The sequence below is a fragment of the Endothiovibrio diazotrophicus genome (genome assembly GCF_054657215.1).
This window is the reverse complement of the sequence record NZ_BAAHXB010000053.1, coordinates 1-21087: the sequence shown is the minus strand read 5'-3', so window position 1 is coordinate 21087 and position 21087 is coordinate 1. Positions and strand designations below refer to the sequence as shown.

At 68.1% G+C, this 21087-nt stretch carries 21 protein-coding genes; 12 read left to right on the top strand and 9 right to left on the bottom strand.

Annotated elements, in window-relative coordinates; translation table 11 throughout:
- Positions 1-65: 65 nt before the first annotated feature.
- From ACYQ2W_RS13960 to ACYQ2W_RS13935, 6 genes are all read left to right on the top strand, one after another.
- On the top strand, positions 66-1064 hold the full coding sequence (locus tag ACYQ2W_RS13960) for a cytochrome-c peroxidase (protein ID WP_459868178.1): 999 nt from the start codon (positions 66-68) through the stop codon (positions 1062-1064).
- A 189-nt stretch (positions 1065-1253) separates the two neighbouring features.
- Positions 1254-1673, top strand: coding sequence for a rubrerythrin family protein (locus tag ACYQ2W_RS13955; RefSeq protein ID WP_459868175.1), 420 nt, complete (start codon positions 1254-1256; stop codon positions 1671-1673).
- A gap of 85 nt (positions 1674-1758) precedes the next feature.
- Positions 1759-3096, top strand: coding sequence for a heterodisulfide reductase-related iron-sulfur binding cluster (locus ACYQ2W_RS13950; protein ID WP_459868172.1), 1338 nt, complete (start codon positions 1759-1761; stop codon positions 3094-3096).
- A 97-nt stretch (positions 3097-3193) separates the two neighbouring features.
- Positions 3194-3775, top strand: coding sequence for a DUF3501 family protein (locus tag ACYQ2W_RS13945; protein WP_459868169.1), 582 nt, complete (start codon positions 3194-3196; stop codon positions 3773-3775).
- Positions 3776-3984: 209 nt separating this feature from the next.
- Positions 3985-5700: a DUF262 domain-containing protein gene (locus ACYQ2W_RS13940; protein ID WP_459868166.1), complete on the top strand. Its 1716-nt coding sequence runs from the start codon at positions 3985-3987 to the stop codon at positions 5698-5700.
- 43 nt (positions 5701-5743) lie between these two features.
- Positions 5744-6367, top strand: a complete 624-nt coding sequence (locus ACYQ2W_RS13935) for a flavin prenyltransferase UbiX (RefSeq protein ID WP_459868163.1) — start codon at positions 5744-5746, stop codon at positions 6365-6367.
- Between the two features lie 185 nt (positions 6368-6552).
- Here ACYQ2W_RS13935 and ACYQ2W_RS13930 read toward each other — a convergent pair whose 3' ends face one another.
- Entirely contained in the window at positions 6553-8523 is a 1971-nt protein-coding gene (locus tag ACYQ2W_RS13930; protein WP_459868160.1) for a bifunctional DedA family/phosphatase PAP2 family protein, read from the bottom strand.
- 402 nt (positions 8524-8925) lie between these two features.
- A complete protein-coding gene (locus tag ACYQ2W_RS13925) occupies positions 8926-9702 on the bottom strand; it encodes a DUF3050 domain-containing protein (RefSeq protein ID WP_459868157.1) in 777 nt (258 codons plus the stop codon).
- A 194-nt stretch (positions 9703-9896) separates the two neighbouring features.
- On the opposite strand from ACYQ2W_RS13925, the gene ACYQ2W_RS13920 reads away from it, so the two are divergent.
- Complete coding sequence (locus ACYQ2W_RS13920; protein ID WP_459868154.1) at positions 9897-11294, top strand: methyltransferase; 1398 nt, start codon at positions 9897-9899, stop codon at positions 11292-11294.
- Between the two features lie 135 nt (positions 11295-11429).
- Here the strand turns inward: ACYQ2W_RS13920 and ACYQ2W_RS13915 are convergent, their stop codons facing one another.
- Positions 11430-12356, bottom strand: coding sequence for a TauD/TfdA family dioxygenase (locus tag ACYQ2W_RS13915; protein WP_459868151.1), 927 nt, complete (start codon positions 12354-12356; stop codon positions 11430-11432).
- 111 nt (positions 12357-12467) lie between these two features.
- A complete protein-coding gene (locus ACYQ2W_RS13910) occupies positions 12468-12845 on the bottom strand; it encodes an acyl-CoA thioesterase (protein ID WP_459868148.1) in 378 nt (125 codons plus the stop codon).
- An 81-nt stretch (positions 12846-12926) separates the two neighbouring features.
- Between ACYQ2W_RS13910 and ACYQ2W_RS13905 the strand changes: the two genes are divergently transcribed.
- The 5 genes from ACYQ2W_RS13905 (at position 12927) to ACYQ2W_RS13885 (ending at position 16230) form a co-directional block, all read left to right on the top strand.
- Positions 12927-13715 (top strand): hypothetical protein, encoded by a 789-nt coding sequence (locus tag ACYQ2W_RS13905; RefSeq protein WP_459868145.1) that lies wholly within the window; start codon positions 12927-12929, stop codon positions 13713-13715.
- 65 nt (positions 13716-13780) lie between these two features.
- Positions 13781-15112, top strand: a complete 1332-nt coding sequence (argA, locus tag ACYQ2W_RS13900) for an amino-acid N-acetyltransferase (protein ID WP_459868142.1) — start codon at positions 13781-13783, stop codon at positions 15110-15112.
- Positions 15113-15117: 5 nt separating this feature from the next.
- Positions 15118-15600: a hypothetical protein gene (locus ACYQ2W_RS13895; protein ID WP_459868139.1), complete on the top strand. Its 483-nt coding sequence runs from the start codon at positions 15118-15120 to the stop codon at positions 15598-15600.
- Positions 15597-15800, top strand: coding sequence for a hypothetical protein (locus ACYQ2W_RS13890; RefSeq protein ID WP_459868137.1), 204 nt, complete (start codon positions 15597-15599; stop codon positions 15798-15800). Before ACYQ2W_RS13895 ends, ACYQ2W_RS13890 begins: the two co-directional genes overlap by 4 nt.
- The gene (locus ACYQ2W_RS13885) at positions 15787-16230 is read left to right on the top strand and encodes a gamma-glutamylcyclotransferase family protein (protein WP_459868134.1); all 444 of its coding nucleotides are present in this window, start codon (positions 15787-15789) and stop codon (positions 16228-16230) included. Before ACYQ2W_RS13890 ends, ACYQ2W_RS13885 begins: the two co-directional genes overlap by 14 nt.
- A gap of 168 nt (positions 16231-16398) precedes the next feature.
- Here the strand turns inward: ACYQ2W_RS13885 and ACYQ2W_RS13880 are convergent, their stop codons facing one another.
- From ACYQ2W_RS13880 to dapF, 5 genes are all read right to left on the bottom strand, one after another.
- Positions 16399-17115 (bottom strand): FecR family protein, encoded by a 717-nt coding sequence (locus ACYQ2W_RS13880; RefSeq protein ID WP_459868131.1) that lies wholly within the window; start codon positions 17113-17115, stop codon positions 16399-16401.
- 7 nt (positions 17116-17122) lie between these two features.
- Complete coding sequence (locus ACYQ2W_RS13875) at positions 17123-17995, bottom strand: hypothetical protein (protein ID WP_459868128.1); 873 nt, start codon at positions 17993-17995, stop codon at positions 17123-17125.
- 14 nt (positions 17996-18009) lie between these two features.
- Complete coding sequence (gene xerC, locus ACYQ2W_RS13870; protein ID WP_459868125.1) at positions 18010-18915, bottom strand: tyrosine recombinase XerC; 906 nt, start codon at positions 18913-18915, stop codon at positions 18010-18012.
- Positions 18916-19013: 98 nt separating this feature from the next.
- Positions 19014-19712: a DUF484 family protein gene (locus ACYQ2W_RS13865; RefSeq protein WP_459868122.1), complete on the bottom strand. Its 699-nt coding sequence runs from the start codon at positions 19710-19712 to the stop codon at positions 19014-19016.
- Complete coding sequence (gene dapF / locus ACYQ2W_RS13860) at positions 19709-20539, bottom strand: diaminopimelate epimerase (RefSeq protein WP_459868119.1); 831 nt, start codon at positions 20537-20539, stop codon at positions 19709-19711. The genes ACYQ2W_RS13865 and dapF overlap by 4 nt, the downstream gene beginning before the upstream one ends.
- Positions 20540-21087 lie beyond the last annotated feature (548 nt).

Sequence of the window (21087 nt, the reverse complement as noted above, 5' to 3'; positions counted from 1 at the left end):
ATGAGCGATTCCGAATCGATCGTCAGACCGAGCACGACAACGACCATTGAATTCGGAGCAAACCCATGAGTGGAAATTCACGCCTCTCCCACGCCCTGCTCGCCGCCGCGGCACTGACCGCCGCGGCCCCCACCTTCGCCAAGGAGCCGATCGATCCGATCCGCCCGGTGCAGGAGATCAACCTCGCCCAGGTGGAGCTGGGCAAGAAGCTCTACTTCGACCCGCGCCTCTCCAAGTCGGGCTTCATCTCCTGCAACTCCTGCCACAACCTGAGCATGGGCGGCACCGACAACCTCAAGACTTCCATCGGTGACCACTGGAACCAGGGCCCGATCAACGCCCCCACGGTGCTCAACTCCAGCCTCAACCTGGCCCAGTTCTGGGACGGCCGCGCCAAGGACCTCCAGGCCCAGGCCGGCGGCCCCATCGCCAACCCCGGCGAGATGGGCTTCACCCACAAGCTCGCCGTCGACGTGCTCGCCTCCATCCCGCAGTACGTGGTGGAGTTCCAGCAGGTGTTCGGCACCGACCAGATCACCATCGACGAGGTGACCCGGGCGATCGCCGAGTTCGAGAAGACCCTGGTCACCCCCAACTCGCGCTTCGACCAGTGGCTGTTGGGCAAGAAAGACGCGCTGACCGCCGACGAGCTGGCCGGCTACAAACTGTTCAAGGATAGCGGCTGCGTCGCCTGCCACAACGGCGAGGCGGTGGGCGGCAACTCCTTCCAGAAGATGGGTCTGGTCGAACCCTACCAGGCGAAGAGCCCGGCCGAGGGGTTGAGCGCGGTCACCGGCAAGGATGCCGACCGCTTCAAGTTCAAGGTGCCGACCCTGCGCAACGTGGAGCGCACCTACCCCTACTTCCACGATGGCGAGGCGGAGACCCTTACCGAGGCGGTCAACACCATGGGCCGCATCCAGCTGGGCAAGAAGTTCACCAAGGAGGAGAACGCCAATATCGTCGCCTTCCTCAAGACCCTGACCGGCGACCAGCCCAGCTTCCAATTGCCGATTCTGCCGCCCTCCACCGACAAGACCCCGGCACCGAAACCCTTCGACTGAGGACTCCGGCCGGAGCTTGGACTCCCCGCGGCGCCCGGCCCCGGCCGGGCGCCTTTTAATTGCCACAACCAATCATATCGATAGAAACAATCGAATTCACCGCGCCCATCGCGTGAACTAAGCTTTATCCCGCTTGGCAGCCACTGCCAATACACCCCCCGCAACCACAGTTTAATGAGGTATCTCGACATGGAATTGAAAGGCAGCAAGACCGAACAGCATCTGAAGGACGCCTTCGCCGGTGAGTCCCAGGCCAACCGCCGCTATCTCTACTTCGCCAGCAAGGCCGACGTCGAGGGCTACAACGACGTCGCCGCGCTGTTCCGCTCCACCGCGGAGGGCGAGACCGGCCACGCCCACGGCCACCTGGAGTACCTGGAGCAGTGCGGCGACCCCGCCACCGGCCTGCCCTTCGGCGCCACCGGCGACAACCTGAAGACCGCGGTGGCCGGCGAGACCCACGAGTACACCGACATGTACCCCGGCATGGCGAAGGACGCCCGCGACGAGGGCTTCGACGAGATCGCCGACTGGTTCGAGACCCTGGCCAAGGCGGAGCGCTCCCACGCCAACCGCTATCAGAAGGCCCTGGACGAGCTGGACGCCTGATCGAAAACGGCGCTCGCCGTGGCGGGACTCTCCCCCGCCGCGGCGCATGCCGTCCCCCCTATCCAAGACAAGAGGTACAAGGACCATGGCCGCGCCGATCAAAGAGGGCAACCTCGAAGCCCCGACCCGCCACCCGCTGGATTGGAAGAACCCCGCGTTCTACGACGAGCAGGCGCTCTTCACCGAGCTGGAACGGGTCTTCGACATCTGCCACGGCTGCCGGCGCTGCGTCAGCCTCTGCCAATCCTTCCCCACCCTGTTCGACCTGGTCGACGAGTCCGAGACCCTGGAGGTCGACGGCGTGGCGAAGTCCGATTACTGGAAGGTCGTGGACCACTGCTATCTCTGCGACCTCTGCTTCATGACCAAGTGCCCCTACACCCCGCCCCATGAGTGGAACCTCGACTTCCCGCACCTGATGCTGCGCGCCAAGGCGGTGAAGTACCGGAAGGGCGAGGTGAAGCTGCGCGACAGGATCCTCACCAGCACCGACGCGGTAGGGTCGCTCGCCGGCATCCCGGTGATCTCCGGGGTGGTCAACGCGGTCAACAAACTCAAGCCCACCCGCAAGATCCTCGAAGGGGTGCTCGAGGTCCACGCCGATGCGCGGCTCCCCGAATTCCACTCCAACCCCCTGCGCTCGCGGCTCGCCGCCAAGCGCGGCACCCGCGCCGAGGGCGACCCGGCCGGCCCGACCAAGGGCAAGGTGGCGCTCTTCGCCACCTGCTACGGCAACCGCAACGAGCCGGTGATCGGCGAGGATCTGGTGGCGGTATTCGAGCACAACGGCATCCCGGTGACCCTGGCCGAGAAGGAGCAGTGCTGCGGCATGCCCAAGCTGGAGCTGGGCGACCTGGAGTCGGTGGCCGCGGCGAAGGAGGCGAACATCCCGGTGCTCGCCAAGCTGGTCGACGAGGGCTGGGACATCGTCGCCCCGGTCCCCTCCTGCGCGCTGATGTTCAAGCAGGAGCTGCCGCTGATGTTCCCCGACGACCCCGAGGTCGCGAAGGTTGGCAAGGCAATCTTCGACCCCTTCGAATACCTGATCCACCGTCACAAGGCGGGCAAGTTGAACACCGCCTTCAAGCAGCCGCTCGGCAAGGTCGCCTACCACGCCGCCTGCCACCAGCGGGTGCAGAACGTCGGCGCCAAGACCCGCGAGGTGCTGGCGCTGATCCCGGAGACGACGATCACCGCGATCGAGCGCTGCTCCGGCCACGACGGCACCTACGCGGTGAAGAAGGAGTTCCATGAGGCGTCGATGAAGATCGTCCGCCCGGTGGTCAACCAGGTGAAGAAGGCGGAGGTGGACCACTACGGCAGCGACTGCCCGATGGCCGGCCACCACATCGAACACGGGCTGGCCGACGGCAGCCACACCGAGCACCCGATGAGCCTGCTGCGCAAGGCCTACGGTATTTGAAACGGGAATTCGCCACGGAGCCACGGAGGGCACGGAGCTTGTAGGTTTTCCCCTCCGTGTTCTCCGTGGCTCCGTGGCCAACTCCGAGGATTCAACGATGAAAGCACTGACCCGCGAAGATCTCTACTCCCTCGAACAGTACGCCGAGGCGCGCAGCGAATTCCGCGCGAAGGTGATCGAGTACAAGAAGGTGCGCCGGGTCGCCGTCGGCCCCCACGCCACCCTGCACTTCGAGGACCGCCTGACCATGCAGTACCAGGTGCAGGAGATGCTGCGCATCGAGAAGATCTTCGAGGCCGCCGGCATCAACGAGGAGCTGGAGGTCTACAACCCGCTGATTCCCGACGGCCGCAACTGGAAGGCCACTTTCATGATGGAGTATTCCGACGTGGAGGAGCGCAAGGCGATGCTCGCCAAGCTGGTCGGCGTGGAGCAGGCGCTCTACATGCAGGTGGTGGGCTTCGAGCGGGTCCACCCGATCGCCAACGAGGACCTGGAACGGAGCACCGAGGAGAAGACCTCGTCGGTCCACTTCGTGCGCTTCGAGCTGAGCGACGCCATGGCGGAAGCGGCCAAGGGCGGCGCCGCCATCCGCGCCGGCATCGACCACGCCGCCTACCGCGAGGAGGTGGCGCTCAACCCCGCCCAGCGCGACTCGCTGGTGGCCGATCTGGATTGAGCGGCCTCCGGAACGGGCGAAGGGGCGCATACTTACCGTATGCAACCCTTTGCGCAACGCCGCCGGGGGAGCGGATCGGCGTCCCGAAACAGGGAGTCGTTCTTTCGCGGGCCCTTCGCGTCGTCAGACCGAAAATTTATGCGACACTGGGGTCTACTATCGGCGAGCGCAGGCGACTCAACAGCCGGCGCAGATCCTGGACACGCGATATGGCCGCCACCAACTTCAAAACCGAGAACAACACCTTCCGCAAACTAATCGGCAACGGACTGACCTACCGCATACCCCGTTTTCAACGCGATTACAGTTGGACGAACGAAGAATGGGAGGATCTGTGGACGGACCTTCTCGGCACGTTAAGAACCGATGGTGAAACGGCCCATTACATGGGTTATTTGGTGTTGCAGTCGACCGACGACAAACGCTTCGACGTAATCGACGGTCAACAACGATTGACGACGATCAGCATTATCGTTCTCGCCGTCCTCAAGAATATCCGGCGGCTCGTCGAGACGGGGAACGAAGCCGATGCAAATCAGCGGCGTTTCGACCAGATCCAGCAGACCTACGTCGGATATCTCGATCCGGTAACGCTGGTCGCACGCCCGAAACTCACTCTCAACCGGAACAACAATAACTACTACCAGAATTATCTGGTGCCGCTCGGTCACCTTCCACAACGCGGTTTCAGAACCTCCGAACATCTCTTGCGCAAGGCGTTCGATTGGTTCGACAGGCAGGTAAGTGCCTACCTGAAGGCCAGTTCCGGCGACGAAGGAAAACGGCTTGCCCAGTTGATCGAGGATGTTAGCGACCGCCTGTTCTTTACCGTTATCACGGTGACCGACGAACTGAACGCCTACAAAGTCTTCGAAACGCTGAACGCCCGCGGAGTACGGCTCTCCGCGACGGATCTCCTGAAGAACTATCTGTTCTCCGTACTCGACCGGGGGGGCGAAACCGATCACGAGTTGCGTAATCTGGAAGACCGTTGGGAGGCGACCGTCGGGCGCCTGCAGTCGGAGAACTTTCCGGATTTTCTGCGCGCGCACTGGAACAGCCGCCGCGCCTTTGCGCGGCAAGCAGATCTGTTCAAGACGATTCGCTCGCAGGTGGGCTCCCGCGACGCGGTCTTCCAGTTACTCCGTGACATGGAGCAGGATCTCGATACCTACCTTGCGCTATCGTCTCCCGAGGCATCGGATTGGCCACAGGACGACAGGCGCTTCGCAGGCATTCTGAAGACCTTCAGGGTTCGACAACCCTACCCGCTTCTGCTGGCCGCAAAGCGCATATTCGACCCCGCGGACTTCACCGGCCTGCTGCGTGCGACGGTCGTCATATCCATGCGCTTCAACGTCATCGGCGCCGGCAGTGCAGCGGAACAGGAGCGCAATTACCACGCCGTGGCCGAACGGATCGCCAAGGGGGAATTCGCGCAGCTGGGACCAACCCTTACCGCGATGCGCGGCGTCTATCCCGATGACGTCTCGTTCCGTGCCGCGTTCGCCGACAAGGTGATTCGAACCACCGATTCGCGAAACAACCGGGTCGTGCGCTTTATCCTCTGCGCCCTCGAAAAGCACCTGTCCGGTCAAGAGCTCGACTTTGCCAGCGACACGTTCAATGTCGAGCACGTATTACCGCAGAACGCTCCGGATGGCTGGGGTGGCTTCTCCAATGACGAGGCCGACGCCTTGCGCTATCGATTGGGAAACATGACGCTGCTTAGATCGGGAACCAATCGCAAAATCGGTGCCGAATCCTATTCCGCGAAGCGCGATGCCTATCGGGCGAGCGGCTTTTCCATCACGCAGAGATTGGCGGACGAGAACGCCGAATGGACACCCGAAAGGGTCGCCAATCGGCAGGAATGGATGGCCAACCAAGCCACCTCCATTTGGCGCATCGCCCAGTTGAGCTGACCGACGGGATGTCCAGCATGCTTATCTCAGCGGATCGCGCGCCATGAACGATCCTATTGCCCTAGCCATCACCGGCGCCTCCGGCGCCCCCTACGGGCTGCGCCTGCTGGAGTGCCTGCTGGAGGCGGGTCGCGGGGTCTACCTGATGATCTCCGAGGCGGGCCGGCAGACCCTGGAGATCGAGAGCGGACTGCGGCTACCCGAGGCGGTGGCGGAGCAGCAGTTGCTGCTCGGCGAGCTCTACCACGCCCAGGAGGGGCAGCTGCGGGTGCTCGGCCCGCGGGAGTGGACCGCGCCGGTCGCCTCCGGCTCCGGCGCGCCGCGGGCGATGGTGGTCTGCCCCTGCTCCATGGGCACCCTCTCGGCGATCGCCGTTGGGGCCAGCGACCAGCTCATCGAACGGGCCGCCGACGTGGCGATCAAGGAGCGGCGCCAACTGATCCTGGTGCCACGGGAGACCCCATTGTCGGCGATCCACCTGGAGAACCTGCTCAAGCTCGCCCGCCTCGGGGTAACCATCCTGCCGCCCAGCCCCGGCTTCTATCACCAGCCGGCCACGGTGGCGGAGCTGGTGGACTTCATCGTCGCCCGCATCCTCGACCACCTCGGCATCGAACAGCGCCTCACGCCCCGCTGGGGCGAAGCGCTTCCCCCCGCCGCCAACTGACACTCCCGTAGGTCGGGCAAAGGAGCGATAGCGACGTGCCCGACGCGCCGCCGCCGGGGCTGCTCCCGTACGGTGGATGGAAGAGTGATATCTCACGAAAGCGGGTGCCGGTCGCTCACCTGCACTTTCGGGAGAGAACTCCGCGGCGCCGTGTTGGGCACGTCGCTATCGCTCCTTTGCCCAACCTACGGTAGCTCCTTAACGATCAACAAAACCCCATCGCCCCGATAGGCCGTTCGCCAATCCGCGAGGGCACTGCGCAGCCGCTCCACGGCATCCGCCTCGAACGGCCCGGTGCGCGGGTAGTGAAACCACGGAAACGGCGCGTACAGTGCCTGCGGCTGGAGGCTGCCGAGCCACAGCGGGCGCCCCTCCCCGCTGGTCACCGGCGCGCGCCACAGGCGCAACACCCACTGGCGTTCCGGCTCGGCGGCGGGACGGATCATCGCCAGCGCCTCGTGACGGCCGTCGTGGACCCGCGGCAGCAGCGGCAGCTCCGCCAGCGGCAGACCGGGGGCGAGCCAGCGCAGGGCGGTCGCACCGTCGAAGGGGGGCGGCTCCCGCCAGCCGGCCGCCGCCAGCGCGGCGCGGATCACCGGCAGTTCGCCGAACCACTGGAGCGACAGCGGCTGGCGGTGGCGCCCCACCAGGTCCTCGCGCTGCTGCGGCAACGTTGCCCAGCCCCCCGTCCACCACTGCCGCACGCCCATCACCTCCGTCGTCTGGCGCAGCGCATAGCGTTGGAGATCCTCCGCACCGCGCCACAGGTGCCACGGCAGCTGCACCGCCAGCAGCGCAACCAGCGCGACGGCGGTCAGCCGGGCCGGCGCCGGCGGCGCGTGGCGACTGTAGGCGATGCCCAGCAACGCCGCCCAGGCGAGCCCCAGGGCGAGCCCGCCGAGCACGTCGCTGGGCCAGTGGGCCCCCAGATAGACCCGCGAGAAGGCCACCGCCACCGCCACCACCGTGGCCACCGAGTAGGGCAGCCAGCGCCACGGCAGGCGCAGCCCGCGGGCCACCGCCACCGCCAGGAAGCCGTAGAGGGCGGCGGCACGGTTGGCGTGCCCACTGGGGAAGGCGTAAGCCTCCAGCCCGGCGATCAGTTCCGGCCGCGGGATCGCCAGCAGCGGCTTGAGCAGGCTGGGGGCCGCCAGGGCGAAGGCCAGCGCCGCCAGCCAGTGGGCGAACAGCGGCCACTGCCGGCGCCAGGCGAGCCAGCCGGCCACCAGCGCGGCGAACAGCGTCAGGGCGACCCCGTCGGTGAGCTGGGTGAACGCCACCATCAGCCGGTCGGCGGCCGGGGTGCGCAGCCCCTGCAGGGCGTCGAACAGCGCCTCGTCCCACCCCAGCGGTCCCGCCGCCACCGCCCCGGCGAGGTGGACGAAGCCCCACGCCCCGCCGACCAGCAGCGCGGCAACGAACAGCAACCCGAGGGGCTCCGGATGCTCCGGATCGACCAGCGCCGCCACCGTGCGACCGAACAGCGGATGGCGCCCGGCCCAGGCGAGGCCGCGCGCGACCAGCCGCTCGGCCCGCGGATAGAGCCGGTTGAACCCGCGATGGACCAGCCACCAGATGGCACCGAGGGCGACCAGCAGGAGCAGGAGCAGCAGCGCCAGCCGCCCGGCCACCTCGGCGGCCAACGACAGCGACGCGCCGAGAGCGATCCCCGGCAGGAGGTAGGCGGGGGCCCAGCCGGCGGCGGAGAGCAGGTTGAAGGCGAGGAAGCGGCCGGGGTGCATGTGCAGCATACCAGCCACCGCCGGGATCACCGGGCGCAACGGGCCGAAGAAGCGGCCGAACAGCACGCTCTTGCCGCCGTGGCGGCGGAAGAAGGCGATGCCGCCTTCGATCAGCTCCGGGTGGCGGTTGAACGGCCACACCCCGCGCAGCCGCTCGCCGTAGCGCCGCCCCAGCCAGAAGCTGGCGGCATCCCCCGCCGCCGCGCCGAGGAAGGCGTAGAGCAGGGTCGGCCACAGCGGCAGCGCGCCGAGGGCGACCAGGGCGCCGACGCCGAACATCAGCACCGTGCCGGGGACGATCAGCCCGACCAGGGCGAGCGACTCGCCGAAGGCGATCAGCAACACCCCGAGCCCGCCCCAGCCCGGATGGGCCGTGAACCAGTCGAGCACGGGTTGGGGATCGAACCACTCCATGGGAGCGGATTATAGGGGCGGCGGGTCCTTTTTGAGGTCGGGAGGGAAAACGCGGAGAACGCAAAGGCGCAGAGAGCGCAGAGAAGAAGGGAAATTGCGGGTGTAGGAGCTGGTCTCAGGCCGCGATGGCTCGGAAGAATCGCGGCCTAAGGGCCTACAGGATTCGCCTTCCCGTCTGGTTACGACGCTCCGCGTCGTAACCGGCCACCTTGGACGCTCTGCGTCCTTAAACGAGGCACCATACCGAAACCCGTGCGCCCTCGTTTGACACGACGCGGAGCGTCGAAGAGCGGCGTTTCCACGCTGAGCGTGGAAACGAGAGCAGAGATCAACGCAGAAGCGCCAAGACGCGAAGGCCGCGATGATACGTCCCCTTTGCGGCCTTCGCGCCTTTGCGTTGAATCAGGTCGCCTTGAGGGCCTCCAGCACGCCATCCCAGAAGCGGATGCGCGCCTGGATCGCCTGGGCGCCGGCCTCCTCGGCCTCGCGCAGCTTGGCCTCGTCGCCGCCGCAGAGGATCTCCAGCAGCTTCAGCGACAGCGGGCCGTGGAAGTCCTCGTCCAGGTGGATGTGGCGGTGGAGATAGAAGTGGAAGATCGGCGCATCGCGCTCGGCGATGCCCATGCGGGCGAGGAAGGCGCGGAACATGCCGGGGATGACGTGCTCGCGTCCCACCGCCAGCGCGGCGGCCACCAGGTGGGGCTTGCCGGAATCGATGAAATCGAAGGTGGTGGTGGAGAACGCCCGCGAGGGCGCCGGCACCTCCGCCCACTGGAGAGCGGCGCGGATGCCCTCGCCCTTCACCCGCTCGAGGAAGGCGAGCACGTTGGCCGGATCGGCCCCCACCTCGCGCATGGCACCGCAGTAGAGCTCGAAGTGGCTGGCGAAGGCCGGCGCGCCGTCGGGGCCGGCGGGCGCCTCGTCGGACTCCTCCTCCAGCACCAGGGAGTTGATGAAATGGGCCACCGCCGCGTCCGGCCCCGGCGTCCACGGGAAATCCGCCGGCGCGATCGCCTTCTGCAGGTACTTCACCAGGGACATGAAGTCCCACACCGAATAGATATGGTGGGCCATGAACAGGCGCAGCTGGTCCACGTTGCCCACCGCCCCGTAGACCGGGTGGCGGTCGAGCTGCTGCTGGTAGTCGCGGATCGCCTCGACGTTGAAGGAACGGCTCATGAATGCGGCCTCTTGAAAAGGATCGGGATCGATTTTGCTATATGTAGGCAGAAACACCTAAATTCAATTTTTCCGCCCGTTGACCGACGCCGAGCCTCTCGGCAGAGTGGAAACGCCAGTCACGGGGAGCGTCCCATGTCCAATACCATCGTCGGCACACCCTACGCTTGTCACCTGTCGCCTGTCGCCTCTCCATGACCGACTCCGTTCGCGACCAGTACGAACGCTTCCCCTACCCGCCGGTGCCGTGGCCGGCGCTGCCGCGGCGGGGCGTGGGGGCGGCACTACGTTTCGATACGGTGGCCGGGCGCCCCCACGACGGCCTGCGCATCCTGGTGGCCGGGGCCGGCACCCTGGAGGCGCTGGTGGTGGCCCAGGCCCACCCGCGGGCCGCCGAGGTGGTGGCGGTAGAGCTGAGCGGCGCATCGGTCGCCCAACTGCGCAAGCGGATCGGGCTGGCCCGCCTCAGCGCCGCCCTGGGGCTGCGGCGGCTGCCGCCGATCCGCGTCGAGCGGGCCGACCTGCACGATTGGCAGGGGGAACGCTTCGACTACATCCTCGCCTCCAACCTGCTCCACCACCTGCCCGAGCCGGCGGCGATGCTGGCGCGGCTGGCCGGCTGGCTCGCCGACGACGGGCTGCTGCGGCTGCGCACCTACCCCCGCCAGAGCCGGCTGTGGATCCGCGAGACCGGGCGCTGGCTGCGACTGAACGGTGTCGGACCGCAGACGCCGCGGCTGGTGAAGACGGCGCATCAGGCAATGGAACGGCTCCCCGCGGGCCACCCGCTGCGCAGCGCCTTCCTCGGCCACGGCGAGCGGCACCACCCCGCCGGCTTGGTGGACGCCTTCCTGCATGCCCGCGAGAACCCGTTGAGCCCCCTGGCGTGGCAGGCGGCCTGCGCCCGCGCCGGGCTGGCGCTGATGGCCGAGGGGCAGGCGGCCGGTGCGCGCAGCGACTTACTGGCCGAGCGGCTGCCGGCCACCGCCGCCCTCGACCGCTGGCAGCGGTTGCAGGTGCTGGACGACCTGCTGGAGCTCACCGCCAATCCGATCTTCTGGCTACGCAAGGGGGCGGAGCCGCCCCTCCCGCCGGAAACCGGCGGCGAGACGGCGGAGGAGAGCGTCACCCCCCTGGAGGCGATCGCCGCCGGGGCGCCGTTGCGCATTCCGTCGCGTATCCATTGGGAGTTGGCCGAAGGGCTGCGGCGGGCGGCGGAGATCCTGGGGCGCGCCGGAGTGGGGTTGGAGGAGGCGCTGGCGGTATTGCGGCGGGAAGTGGGGCCGCGGGTGGACCGCAAAGGGGGGACACTGCCCGGCCTGAGCATCGGCGAGTATGCGGAAGAGGGGCTGCTGACCCTGCCGCAACCCTGGGGCGAGACGCAGTGGAACCGACTGGCGGAGCGGCTCGGCCCCGGCCAACGCCTCCACTATCGCGGCGAGCCGCTCCCCGGCGCCGACCTCGCCACCCAGGCGGCGTGGTTGCAGCTCCGTTATGGAGCCCTCGAGTCGTGGCTGGAACCGGTCGCCCTCGTCAACCCCCAATCGCCAACCGGGGTTCAGCGCCGACGGCGGGTGCGGCCCGCCCCATAGGGTGGCCCGTGGCCACCGAGCCTCGCCGCCGGCACCGCCCCAAAACCGGGGTGCGGCCCTCAATCAGCCTCTTCTCCGCGCCTCCGCGTCTCTGCGTCCTCCGCGTTTCCTTCCAGGGCGCTGAACGGCCCCGCCCTACGGATACAGCTCGCGCACGCCGGTGCCGCGGATGCGGTCGAAATAGCGCGCCCGGTAGACCAGCCGCCGCGAGGCGTTCTCCGGATCGTTGAAACCGGTCCGGTCGTGGAGCACGTTGTTGCACAGCAGCCCCATCCCCGGCTCCAGGCGGGCGCGGTAGATGTAGGGCAGATCGCTCGCCAGCAGCTCGCCGAGGGCCGCCACCGCCGCCTGCACCGCAGGCGCCGCGCTCCACACGATGTTGCGCTTGCGGGCGGTGTAGCGCATGTGCAGCGAATCGCTGGCGGCGTGGTAGGCGAACACCGGCCCCACCGCGTCGCCCCGCTCCCCCCCCTCGGAGTCCTTGCCCGGCGGGATGGTCATGGCGTCGCCCTGCATCAGCGCGCGGATGTGGCCGGGGTCGGCGTCGCGCAGCAGGATGTAGGCGATCTCCTGGTCGAGCAAGGCGTTCTCGCCGCCACTGGCGGCCGCATGGACGCAGTGCAGCAACAGGCCGCGGATCTGGCGCTCGGGGAGGTTGTAGTAGCCGTCGGTATGCCAGGAGATGGGGCGGTCGGTGTAGGGGATGTATTTGGCCCGCTCGCCCCCCGGATTGACGGTGAGCGAGGTGAGGCCGTCGTCGTCGGAGAGGTAGTTGGCATCCATCGCCACCAGCCCCAGCTGTTCGCCGGCACGCCGGGCGATCGCCTTGTCCGGATCGTCGCCGGTGGCCCCGGCGTAGATCACCAGGTTGGTCTTCTCCACCCGCCGGCGCAGCGCCGCCAGCTCCGCGTCGCTGAACCGGCGGGGGTCGCGCACCTCGACCACCAGCGCCTCCACCGCGGCGGGATAGTCCGCCAGCTTGGCGTCGCGCCAGCGGCGGTAGGCGTCGTCGTTCTCCAGGTTGAAGGGGGAGTCGGCGGGGATCGGGTCGTGGTAGGTCATTGCGGGTGTCAGGTGTCAGGTGTCAGGTGTCAGGTGTCAGGTGTCAGGTGTCAGGTGTCAGGTGTCAGGTGTCAGGTGTCAGGTAAGAGGGTATGGCCGGCGGCGGCGGGATCAACCCTGCGCGACGGAGGGTTCTTCGGGGATCGGGCACTTCGCGCCCTGCTCGTCGAGGCAGACGAAGGAGACGTGGGTGGTGAACACCGGCGCCTCGCGCCCGCTGTCGAGGTCGTCGCAGAACACCTCCACGGCGTAGCGGGTGGAGGTGCGCCCGCGGGCCCCCTCCAGGGCCGAGATGCGCAGGATCGAACCCTCGCGGATCGGGTGGTGGAACTCCACCCGGTCCATGGCGACGGTGACGAAACGGCAGCCCGGGTGATCCCGGCTCGCCGCGATCCACGACACCTCGTCCACCCATTTCAGCAGGTTGCCGCCGAACAGGTAGCCGTAGTGGTTGAGGTGCTCGGGCAGCACCAGCTTGTAACTCTCCATCTCTCCTCCAGCGCGGTCGGCGGAAATAGCGAAGAACTATACTTGGAGTGAGAGAGGAACGCCTCTGACGGAGGTGTAACGATGCGTATCGACTCCTACACCACCCTGCAGCAGCTGCTCGGCCAGCAGCAGCTCACCCAGCAGTTGTACGGTCAGCAGTATTACGCTCACCAGTTGTACAACCAGCAAGTGGCCGAGACGCAGGGGCTCGACCTGCAGGAGCTCCTCTCCGTCGGCCAGACCGGCAGCACCCGCCAGACCACCGGCAGCAGCGACTATCTCAGCGCCGTCTACGGTCAGGTCACCCTCTCCTCCTTCGGCCTGCAGATCAGCGACCTCTACCAGTCCCTGAAGGGCATCGACGACAGCGCCGCCCGCGAGGAGGCCGGCGACGGCCTCACCGCGGTGATGCGCGACCTGATGAGCAACCCCGACGGCCTGCGCACCGTCACCTTCCTGGCCGGCATGAACGACACCCTGCGCACCGATCCGCAGGCCTTCAAGGCGTTCTTCGAGGCCGCCGACCAGGTGAACGACGCCGGCTACAGCCTCACCCGCTGGATCGACACCTACAGCCGCATCGAGGACGAGGAGGCCCAGCAGGCCTTCGTTGCGGAGACCGACGAACTGCTCACCTCCACCGGCGAGGACGATGCGACGCTCCAGCGCGAGGTGTTCAACCAGCTCCTCGACAACGTCAACCGGATCGCCAGCTCCGGTCTCGACGGCGCGGCCCTGAGCAGCCGCTACGACCAGTACTTCGGCGGCCTCAACCCGCTGAGCGGGATGGAGGAGAAGCAGGTCTACATGGCCCGCTTCGAGGCCGAACTGAAGACCGCCGCGGTCTACCCCTCCGGTACGGCAGCCTGAGCGCTTGTCTTCCCCGCCCCCACCGTGGAACCATTGGCGATCCACTCCGCCCCCGGATCGACCCGATGAAAACACGGCCCGAACAGCAGCACGAGGCGAGCTTCGTCGCCGCCTTCCGCAACTCCGCCCCCTACATCAACGCCCACCGTGGGCGCACCTTCGTGGTGGTGTTCGGCGGCGAGGCGGTGCAGGACACGGACTTCGCCGGTTTCATCCACGACGTGGCACTGCTCAACAGCCTCGGCATCCGCCTGGTGTTGGTCCACGGCGCCCGCCCGCAGATCGAGGCGCGGCTGCGCGAACGGGGCACCGAAATCCGCTACGTCAACGGCCTGCGGGTGACCGACGCGGACGCGCTGGCCTGCGTCAAGGAGGCCGCCGGCTCGGTGCGGGTGGAGATCGAGGCGCTGCTCTCCATGGGCCAGGCCAACACCCCGATGGCCGGCGCCCGGCTGCGCGTCGCCTCCGGCAACTTCGTCACCGCCCGCCCGCTGGGCATCCGCGAGGGGGTCGACTACCAGCACACCGGCGAGGTGCGGCGGATCGACGCCGCGGCAATCCACCAGCGGCTGGAGCAGGGGGCGGTGGTACTACTCTCGCCGATCGGCTACTCGCCCACCGGCGAGGTGTTCAACCTCTCCGCCGACGAGGTGGCCACCGCCGCCGCCGGCGCCCTGCGCGCCGACAAGCTGGTCTGCTTGGTGGAGGGGGCGGGGGTGGTCGACGAGCGCGGGCAGCTCGCCCGCCAGCTCTCCCCCGCCGCGGCGGAGGCGATCCTCGACGGCGACGAGGAGCTGCCCGACGACGTCACCCACCTGCTGCGCGCCGCCATCGCCGCCTGCCGCGCCGGGGTACCGCGAGCCCACCTGGTGAGCCGCCACACCGAGGGGGCGATGCTGCTCGAACTGTTCACCCGCGACGGCGTCGGCACCCTGGTCACCGCCGAGCGCTACGAGAGCATGCGCCAGGCGACCATCGACGACGTCGGCGGCGTGCTCGAGCTGATCGCGCCGATGGAGCAGGAAGGGATTTTGGTGCGCCGCTCCCGCGAACAGTTGGAGCTGGAGATCGAGCGCTTCACCGTCGCCGAGCGCGACGGCATGATCATCGCCTGCGCCGCCCTCTATCCCCACCCGGAGGAGCGCATCGGCGAGCTGGCCTGCGTCGCCGTCCACCCCGACTACCGCGCCGGCGGCCGCGGCGACACCCTGCTGGAACAGATGGAGCGGCTCGCCCGCCAGCAGGGGCTGGAGCGGCTGTTCGTGCTCACCACCCGCACCGCCCAATGGTTCGAGGAGCGCGGCTTCCGCAAGGCGGAGCTGAAGGAGCTGCCGCCGCGCCGGCGCGAGCTCTACAACTACAAGCGTGGCTCCAAGGTGTTCATCAAGGGGGTGTGAAGGGGATGTTCTACCTCGATCTCTTCGCCGCCCTCGACCGCCACCGGGTCCGCTACATCCTGGTCGGCGGGGTTGCGGTCAACCTCTATGGCATCCCCCGCATGACGATGGACGTGGACCTGGTGCTGGCCCTCGATCTCGAAAATCTCGAAACCTTTTTCAAGGCGGCCCGCGAACTCAACCTGAAGCCGCAGGCACCGCTCCCCCTGGAAGCCCTGGCCGATCCGGAGCAGCGACAAGCCTGGCGCGAGGAGAAGCATATGATCGCCTTCGCACTGTACGACCCGGGCCATCCGGGAATGACCGTCGACATCCTCATCGACGCTCCGCTCGATATCGCCGCCGCGATCGGCCGCGCCGTTCCCCGAATGGTGGGGGAGACGCCGGTGATGCTGGCGGCGGCGGCGGACCTGATCCGGCTGAAGGAGCACTCGGCACGGGAGCAGGATATCGCCGACATCGAACAGCTGCGGGAACTCCTGCCATGACTCGCGAGCAACGGGGCGGATTTCGCTACCGGGTCAGCCGCGAACAGTTGGAGGCCTTCGGCAAGCTGACCCTATTGCAACGGCTGGAGTGGCTGGATCAGGCCCGCCGCTTCACCTTGATGGCGGAGACCCCTGAGAGCGCCGCACGTCGCGAACGGCTGCGTCGCGGAGTACCGAGTGGAAACGATGACAACCAATAGCCTCCCCCTGCTGTTCGCCTACGGCACCCTGATGCGCGGCCAGCCGATGCACCGCATGCTGGCGCCCCACGGCCGTTTCGTCGCGCGCGCCTCGGTGGCCGGCCGGCTGCTGCTGCTCGACGGCTATCCGGGTGCGGTGGCGGCCGCGGTGGAGGGGGAGCGGGTCTTCGGCGAGCTCTATCGCCTGCATCACCCGGCCCGCTCGCTGCCGTGGCTCGACCGCTATGAGGGGTGCCTGCCCCGCGACCCACGCCAGGCCGAGTACCGGCGGGTGGTGGTGGAGGCGGTGAGCGCCGGCGGGCGGCGCCACCGTGCGTGGATCTACCTCTACCAGGGGCGGACCGGCGGGCGGCCGCCGATCACCGACGGCGACTTCCGCCACGCCCCGGTCGAGCCGCTGCGCCACGCCCACGCCCTTGCCTGCCGGTGAGGTCCGGACAACCCCTTTTTGGCGGTGCCTTCGTTCGGCACGGCGGCCGCAGGCCGCCCTATAGGGCGCGCCGTGCGCGCCAGGCGGTGAGCGGAGCCCACTTCGTCGACGGCCGGCACCGACCCTTCAGCGAAGCGCCTTCGTTGGCCCCCCCGTCCCGCCGGGAGTTCAGTAATCCCGCCGCGGCGGACCGTACCGGTCGCCGGCCACCGAAAAGGGGGGCGTGCGCCCCACCAGCTCCTCCAGCAGCATCAGCTCCAGGTCGCTGTGGTTCTTGAACGGCGCGGCAACGATCCGCCCGCCGTCGTCGTCGACGCCGTAGACGTAACGCGGGGCGTCGTGGTGCCGGGAGTGGATCGCCTCGCGCACCTGAGGCGCCGCGGTCACCGCCAGCTCGGTGTCGCCATAGCAGGTGCAGACGTAGGAGCGCCCCCGCTCCGCCTCGGCGTAGACCCCGGTGCCGCGGATGCCGATGGTGGCCACCGCGGTGTGGACGGTATGGGGGCGCCGGCCGAAGACGGTGAGCAGCCCACCGGAGAGCAGTCGCATCCCCTTCACCAGCAGCCCCTCCTCGTCGGCCACCAGCTCCATCCGCCCGCCACCGCGCAGCAGAAAGGCGTCGTCCCCCACCGCGAACACCGCCTGCCCCCCGGGGGCGGTCTCCACCACCGCCCCCGCCCCGACCACGGTGCGCTCGTCGGCGGCACGGCCGTCCACCGTCACCCCGCCCTTGATCCGATAGAAGCTGCGACCCGGGCGGAGTTTCTCCGGCACCCGGCCGAAGAAGTCGGCGGAGGCACCACCGCCGACGGCGTAGAGGCCGGCGGCCAGCGCGCGGATGAGCAGCGCGCGGCGGGGATCGTCGATCGGATCGTGGCGGTTCATCGGCACCTCAGAAACGGTAGAGCCACGCCGCGTGGAGGGCGAGGCCGTGGTAGTCGTTGCCGCCGGCCCCGGCCACGTCGACGTACTGCGCGGCCAGGTCGATGGCGGTAGCGCGGCCGACGGGGAGGTTGACCCCCAGGTCGAGGAGCCGGCTGGTGGCGTCGAGACGGTAGCCGGTCCGGCGCCGGCCGGAGGCGGAAACGGGGGCGGCATCGTCGAACTGGGCCTCACGGGCGACGCCGTAGACGGCGGGGTTCCAGGTGGCGGTGGAGACCACATCCCCCCACTGCACGGTATAGCGCCCATACCAGGTAGCCCCGCCGTAGCGATAGTCGAGGCCGGCGAAGAGGCTGCGGTTGGCGGTGTCGAAGAGGCGCTCGCCGGAGAGCCAGCCGACCCGGCCGGTGGTGGCGCGGCGCTCGCGGTAGGCCGCCCCGGCGCGCACCGCAACGCGGTCGGTGAGGCGCCGGCCGGTGGTCGCGGAGAGCTCCCACAGCCGGCTGTCGCGCAGCTCGCTCTGATCGAACTCCCAGGCCGAGAGCTTCAAGGCGAGCGCGTACCAGGGGGCGGTGTAGTGGAGGTCGGGCTTGTAGCGCCAGCCGACCGAGCCGCTCAGCCGCAGCTGGTCGAACCCGTTGTAGCGCGCGTAGTCGATCCGCTCCAGGGCACCGCGCAGGTAGAGCCCACTGTGCTCACCAAGGGGAACGGGGTAACCGACCGCGGCGGTGAGATCGAGGCTGGAGTCGGCCAGCCGATCGACGTCCGCGGCGGCGCGCAGCAGGTTGTCCTCCCGGCCGACGTCGAGGGAAAGGTCGTAGTAGGCGCCGGCCCCTTGGGCACGGGGAACGATCATCACCAATAGCAGGACGACCGGAGCCATTCGAAACCGCTGCATCACTCCCGCCTTTTGCGCGCCCGTGGATGGGCCGCATCATAGACCTTGGCCAGGTGCTGGAAATCCAGGTGGGTGTAGACCTGGGTGGTGGAGATGTCGGCATGGCCGAGCAGCTCCTGTACCGCCCGCAGGTCGCCGCTCGACTCCAGCAGGTGGGAGGCGAAGGAGTGACGCAGCATGTGCGGGTGGACGTGGCTGTCGAGCCCCTGGCGGCGCGCCCACTGTTCGAGGCGTACCTGCACCGAGCGGGGCGAGAGGCGCCCCCCGCGGCGGCTGACGAAGAGTGCCCGCTCCTCCGCCGCCGCCAGGGCGGGGCGCACCGCCAGCCAGCCACGCACCGCCGCCACCGCGTAGCGCCCCACCGGTACCCGACGGCTCTTGCTCCCCTTGCCGGTCACCTGCACCACGGCATCAGCCAGGTCGAGGTCGCCCAGGTCGATGGCGACCAGCTCGGCAAGGCGCAGCCCGGAGGAGTAGATCAGCTCGAAGATCGCCCGGTCACGCAACGCCAGGGGATCGTCGTCGGGCATCGCCAGCAGCCCCGCGACACGCTCGGCGTCGAGCGCCTTGGGCAGGCGGCGGGGAGATTTCGGCGCGACGATGTCGTGGGCCGGATTGGCCTCCACCACGCCCTGTTTCTGCAGGTGGCGGAACAGCCCGCGGAGCGCCGACAACCGGCGCTGGATCGACCGCCCGCCGAGCCCCTTGCGATGCTCGGCGGCGGCGAAGGCGCGCACCCGATGACCATCGAGGGCCGGCCAGTCGTCGATCGACTGCTCGTCGCACCACGCGACCAGCCGCATCAGGTCACGGCGGTAGTTGGAGAGGGTGTGGGGGGAGTAGTGGCGCTCGACGCGCAGCGCTTCGAGATAGGCCTCGACCGCCGCCAGCGCTCGGGGGGTCATAAAGGGAAGATTTTTCCGCAAATGAACGCAAATGAACGCAAATAAAGATTCTCTTCTCTTATTTCGCGTTCATTTGCGTTCATTTGCGGAAAAAATCCTTATCCGATATGCCGGCGCAGGGCGCGGCTGATCAGCTCGCCCATCCGTTCCAGGTAGAGGGTCCCCTGGCCGGGGTGGAAGCGGTCGGCATCCTCGCTGCCCACCACCAGCAGCCCGTAGTCGGCGGAACCATGGAGCGGGATCACCACGGTGGAGGCGATCCGCCCGGCCTGCTCGCCGAAGAGGTGGCGGCGTTCCACCTCGTTGAGCCGCTCGCAGTCGGGCTTGCGCCGCTCGACGAAGCGGTAGAGGGGGGCGAAAGCGGGGTCGCCGACCGGCACCCGTGGGGTATTCGTCCCGGCGGGAATGCCCTCCCGCTCCAGCAGGCGGAGGGCCACCGCGTCGGCGTTGAAGTCGTTGCGGAAGACGTCGTCGATGGTGATCGCCACCTCGTCGAGGCCGTCGGCCTCCATCAGCGCCAGCGCCAGACCGTGCATGCGGTCGTTGATCCGCTCGTTCTCCCGCGCGTTCTCCACCATCTGCAACAGCTTGCCCTTGATCTTATGGTTCTCGTGCTGCAGCCGCTGCACCTGACGCTCGATCAGCGACACCGCCCCGCCGGCGGGATGGGGCACCCGCAGCTCCTCCAGCAGATCGAGGTGGCGCTCGAAGAAGTGGGGATTGGTGTGGAGATAGTCGGCGACCGACCGCTCCTGCGGGTCCTCGCCGTCGCCCCGGGGGCGGCCCTGTTCGCTCATAGTTCTATTGCACCTTCAAACACTTGGACGACCGGCCCGGACATCCACACCGGCTCGCCTTCACCGTCCCAGGATATCACAAGTCGCCCTCCCGGCAGGTCCACCGCCACCCGCTCCTCCAGCCACCCGCGCAGCCTCCCGCCGACCATCGCGGCACACGCCCCGGTGCCGCAAGCAAGCGTCTCACCGACCCCCCGCTCCCACACCCGCAGCCGCACCTCGCGCGGCGAGCCGACCTCCATGAAGCCGACGTTGACCCGGTTGGGAAAGCGGGGGTGGCGTTCGATCCGCGGCCCCAGCTCGGCCACCGGCGCCGCGTCCACGGAATCGACCCGCAGCACCGCGTGGGGATTGCCGAGGGAGAGCGCGCAGATCTCCAGCGCCCCTCCCGCCACCTCCAAGGGATAGGAGAGGGCGCGGGCGGGCGCCTCGAAGGGGATCTGCGCCGGCTCCAGCCGCGGCACCCCCATGTTCACCGTCACTCCGCCGTCGGCCTCCAGGCGGGTGGATCGCGGCCCGGCGTCGGTATCGAGCACCAACGCCTCCTTGTCGCTCAATCCCCGATCGAGAACGAAACGGGCGAAGGCACGGGCGCCGTTGCCGCACATCTCCGCCTCGGAGCCGTCGGCGTTGTAGATGTGGAAACGAAAATCGGCCCCCGCCACCCGTGGCGGCTCCACCAACAGCAACTGATCACAGCCGATGCCGAGGCGGCGATCCGCCAGCAGCCGGATCTGCTCCTCCGTCAGACGGATCGGCCGACTCAGCGCGTCGATCACCACGAAGTCGTTGCCGAGACCGTGCATCTTGGAAAAAGGGATTTGCATCGGCAAACACCGACAGTCGGAAAAGAAGAGGGGAGTCTATGCCTTCGGGAAGGAAGGTCAATTCCGCCTAAAGCCCGTAGCGGCACCTCGCATTGCGCGGGAAGCGGCACCGAGGAGCGGGTAGGCCGGCAACAGGGGTAGCAATGAACGAAAATGGCCGCCCCGAGGGCGGCCACACATCCTTCCGGCCTTGGCGCCGACAACCTCCGGCGCCCCGAATCAACGATCCCGGCAATCGATATCGAAACGGTGGGTCTGCGCCAGCACGTAGACCACCATCAACACACCGATCGCGAGAGGGAGCAGGAACCAGGCGAGATTCATTGCGACTTCTCCGCTACATCCTAATATTCGGAGTCATTAACGTACCCCAAAAAACAAGCCCCCGCCAACCGATTTGAATGATTTTTTACATATGTAATGAAATTGACTATGCGCTATCACTTTAGACAGGGAAAAAGGCCAGCCACCGCAGCGCAGGAAACCCCACCCCTGATCGAAGCGCCCCCTGGTTACCACGCTCCGCGTGGTAACCTCGGCCTCCACGT

Coding starts and splice junctions, on each gene's coding strand:
- ACYQ2W_RS13935 (WP_459868163.1), top strand. CDS start 5,744: ATGAACGATCCTATTGCCCTAGCCATCACCGGCGCCTCCGGCGCCCCC.
- ACYQ2W_RS13955 (WP_459868175.1), top strand. CDS start 1,254: ATGGAATTGAAAGGCAGCAAGACCGAACAGCATCTGAAGGACGCCTTC.
- ACYQ2W_RS13915 (WP_459868151.1), bottom strand. CDS start 12,356: ATGACCTACCACGACCCGATCCCCGCCGACTCCCCCTTCAACCTGGAG.
- ACYQ2W_RS13945 (WP_459868169.1), top strand. CDS start 3,194: ATGAAAGCACTGACCCGCGAAGATCTCTACTCCCTCGAACAGTACGCC.
- ACYQ2W_RS13930 (WP_459868160.1), bottom strand. CDS start 8,523: ATGGAGTGGTTCGATCCCCAACCCGTGCTCGACTGGTTCACGGCCCAT.
- ACYQ2W_RS13865 (WP_459868122.1), bottom strand. CDS start 19,712: ATGAGCGAACAGGGCCGCCCCCGGGGCGACGGCGAGGACCCGCAGGAG.
- ACYQ2W_RS13890 (WP_459868137.1), top strand. CDS start 15,597: ATGACTCGCGAGCAACGGGGCGGATTTCGCTACCGGGTCAGCCGCGAA.
- ACYQ2W_RS13910 (WP_459868148.1), bottom strand. CDS start 12,845: ATGGAGAGTTACAAGCTGGTGCTGCCCGAGCACCTCAACCACTACGGC.
- xerC (WP_459868125.1), bottom strand. CDS start 18,915: ATGACCCCCCGAGCGCTGGCGGCGGTCGAGGCCTATCTCGAAGCGCTG.
- ACYQ2W_RS13940 (WP_459868166.1), top strand. CDS start 3,985: ATGGCCGCCACCAACTTCAAAACCGAGAACAACACCTTCCGCAAACTA.
- ACYQ2W_RS13905 (WP_459868145.1), top strand. CDS start 12,927: ATGCGTATCGACTCCTACACCACCCTGCAGCAGCTGCTCGGCCAGCAG.
- ACYQ2W_RS13960 (WP_459868178.1), top strand. CDS start 66: ATGAGTGGAAATTCACGCCTCTCCCACGCCCTGCTCGCCGCCGCGGCA.
- ACYQ2W_RS13885 (WP_459868134.1), top strand. CDS start 15,787: ATGACAACCAATAGCCTCCCCCTGCTGTTCGCCTACGGCACCCTGATG.
- ACYQ2W_RS13950 (WP_459868172.1), top strand. CDS start 1,759: ATGGCCGCGCCGATCAAAGAGGGCAACCTCGAAGCCCCGACCCGCCAC.
- dapF (WP_459868119.1), bottom strand. CDS start 20,539: ATGCAAATCCCTTTTTCCAAGATGCACGGTCTCGGCAACGACTTCGTG.
- ACYQ2W_RS13895 (WP_459868139.1), top strand. CDS start 15,118: ATGTTCTACCTCGATCTCTTCGCCGCCCTCGACCGCCACCGGGTCCGC.
- ACYQ2W_RS13925 (WP_459868157.1), bottom strand. CDS start 9,702: ATGAGCCGTTCCTTCAACGTCGAGGCGATCCGCGACTACCAGCAGCAG.
- ACYQ2W_RS13920 (WP_459868154.1), top strand. CDS start 9,897: ATGACCGACTCCGTTCGCGACCAGTACGAACGCTTCCCCTACCCGCCG.
- argA (WP_459868142.1), top strand. CDS start 13,781: ATGAAAACACGGCCCGAACAGCAGCACGAGGCGAGCTTCGTCGCCGCC.
- ACYQ2W_RS13880 (WP_459868131.1), bottom strand. CDS start 17,115: ATGAACCGCCACGATCCGATCGACGATCCCCGCCGCGCGCTGCTCATC.
- ACYQ2W_RS13875 (WP_459868128.1), bottom strand. CDS start 17,995: ATGGCTCCGGTCGTCCTGCTATTGGTGATGATCGTTCCCCGTGCCCAA.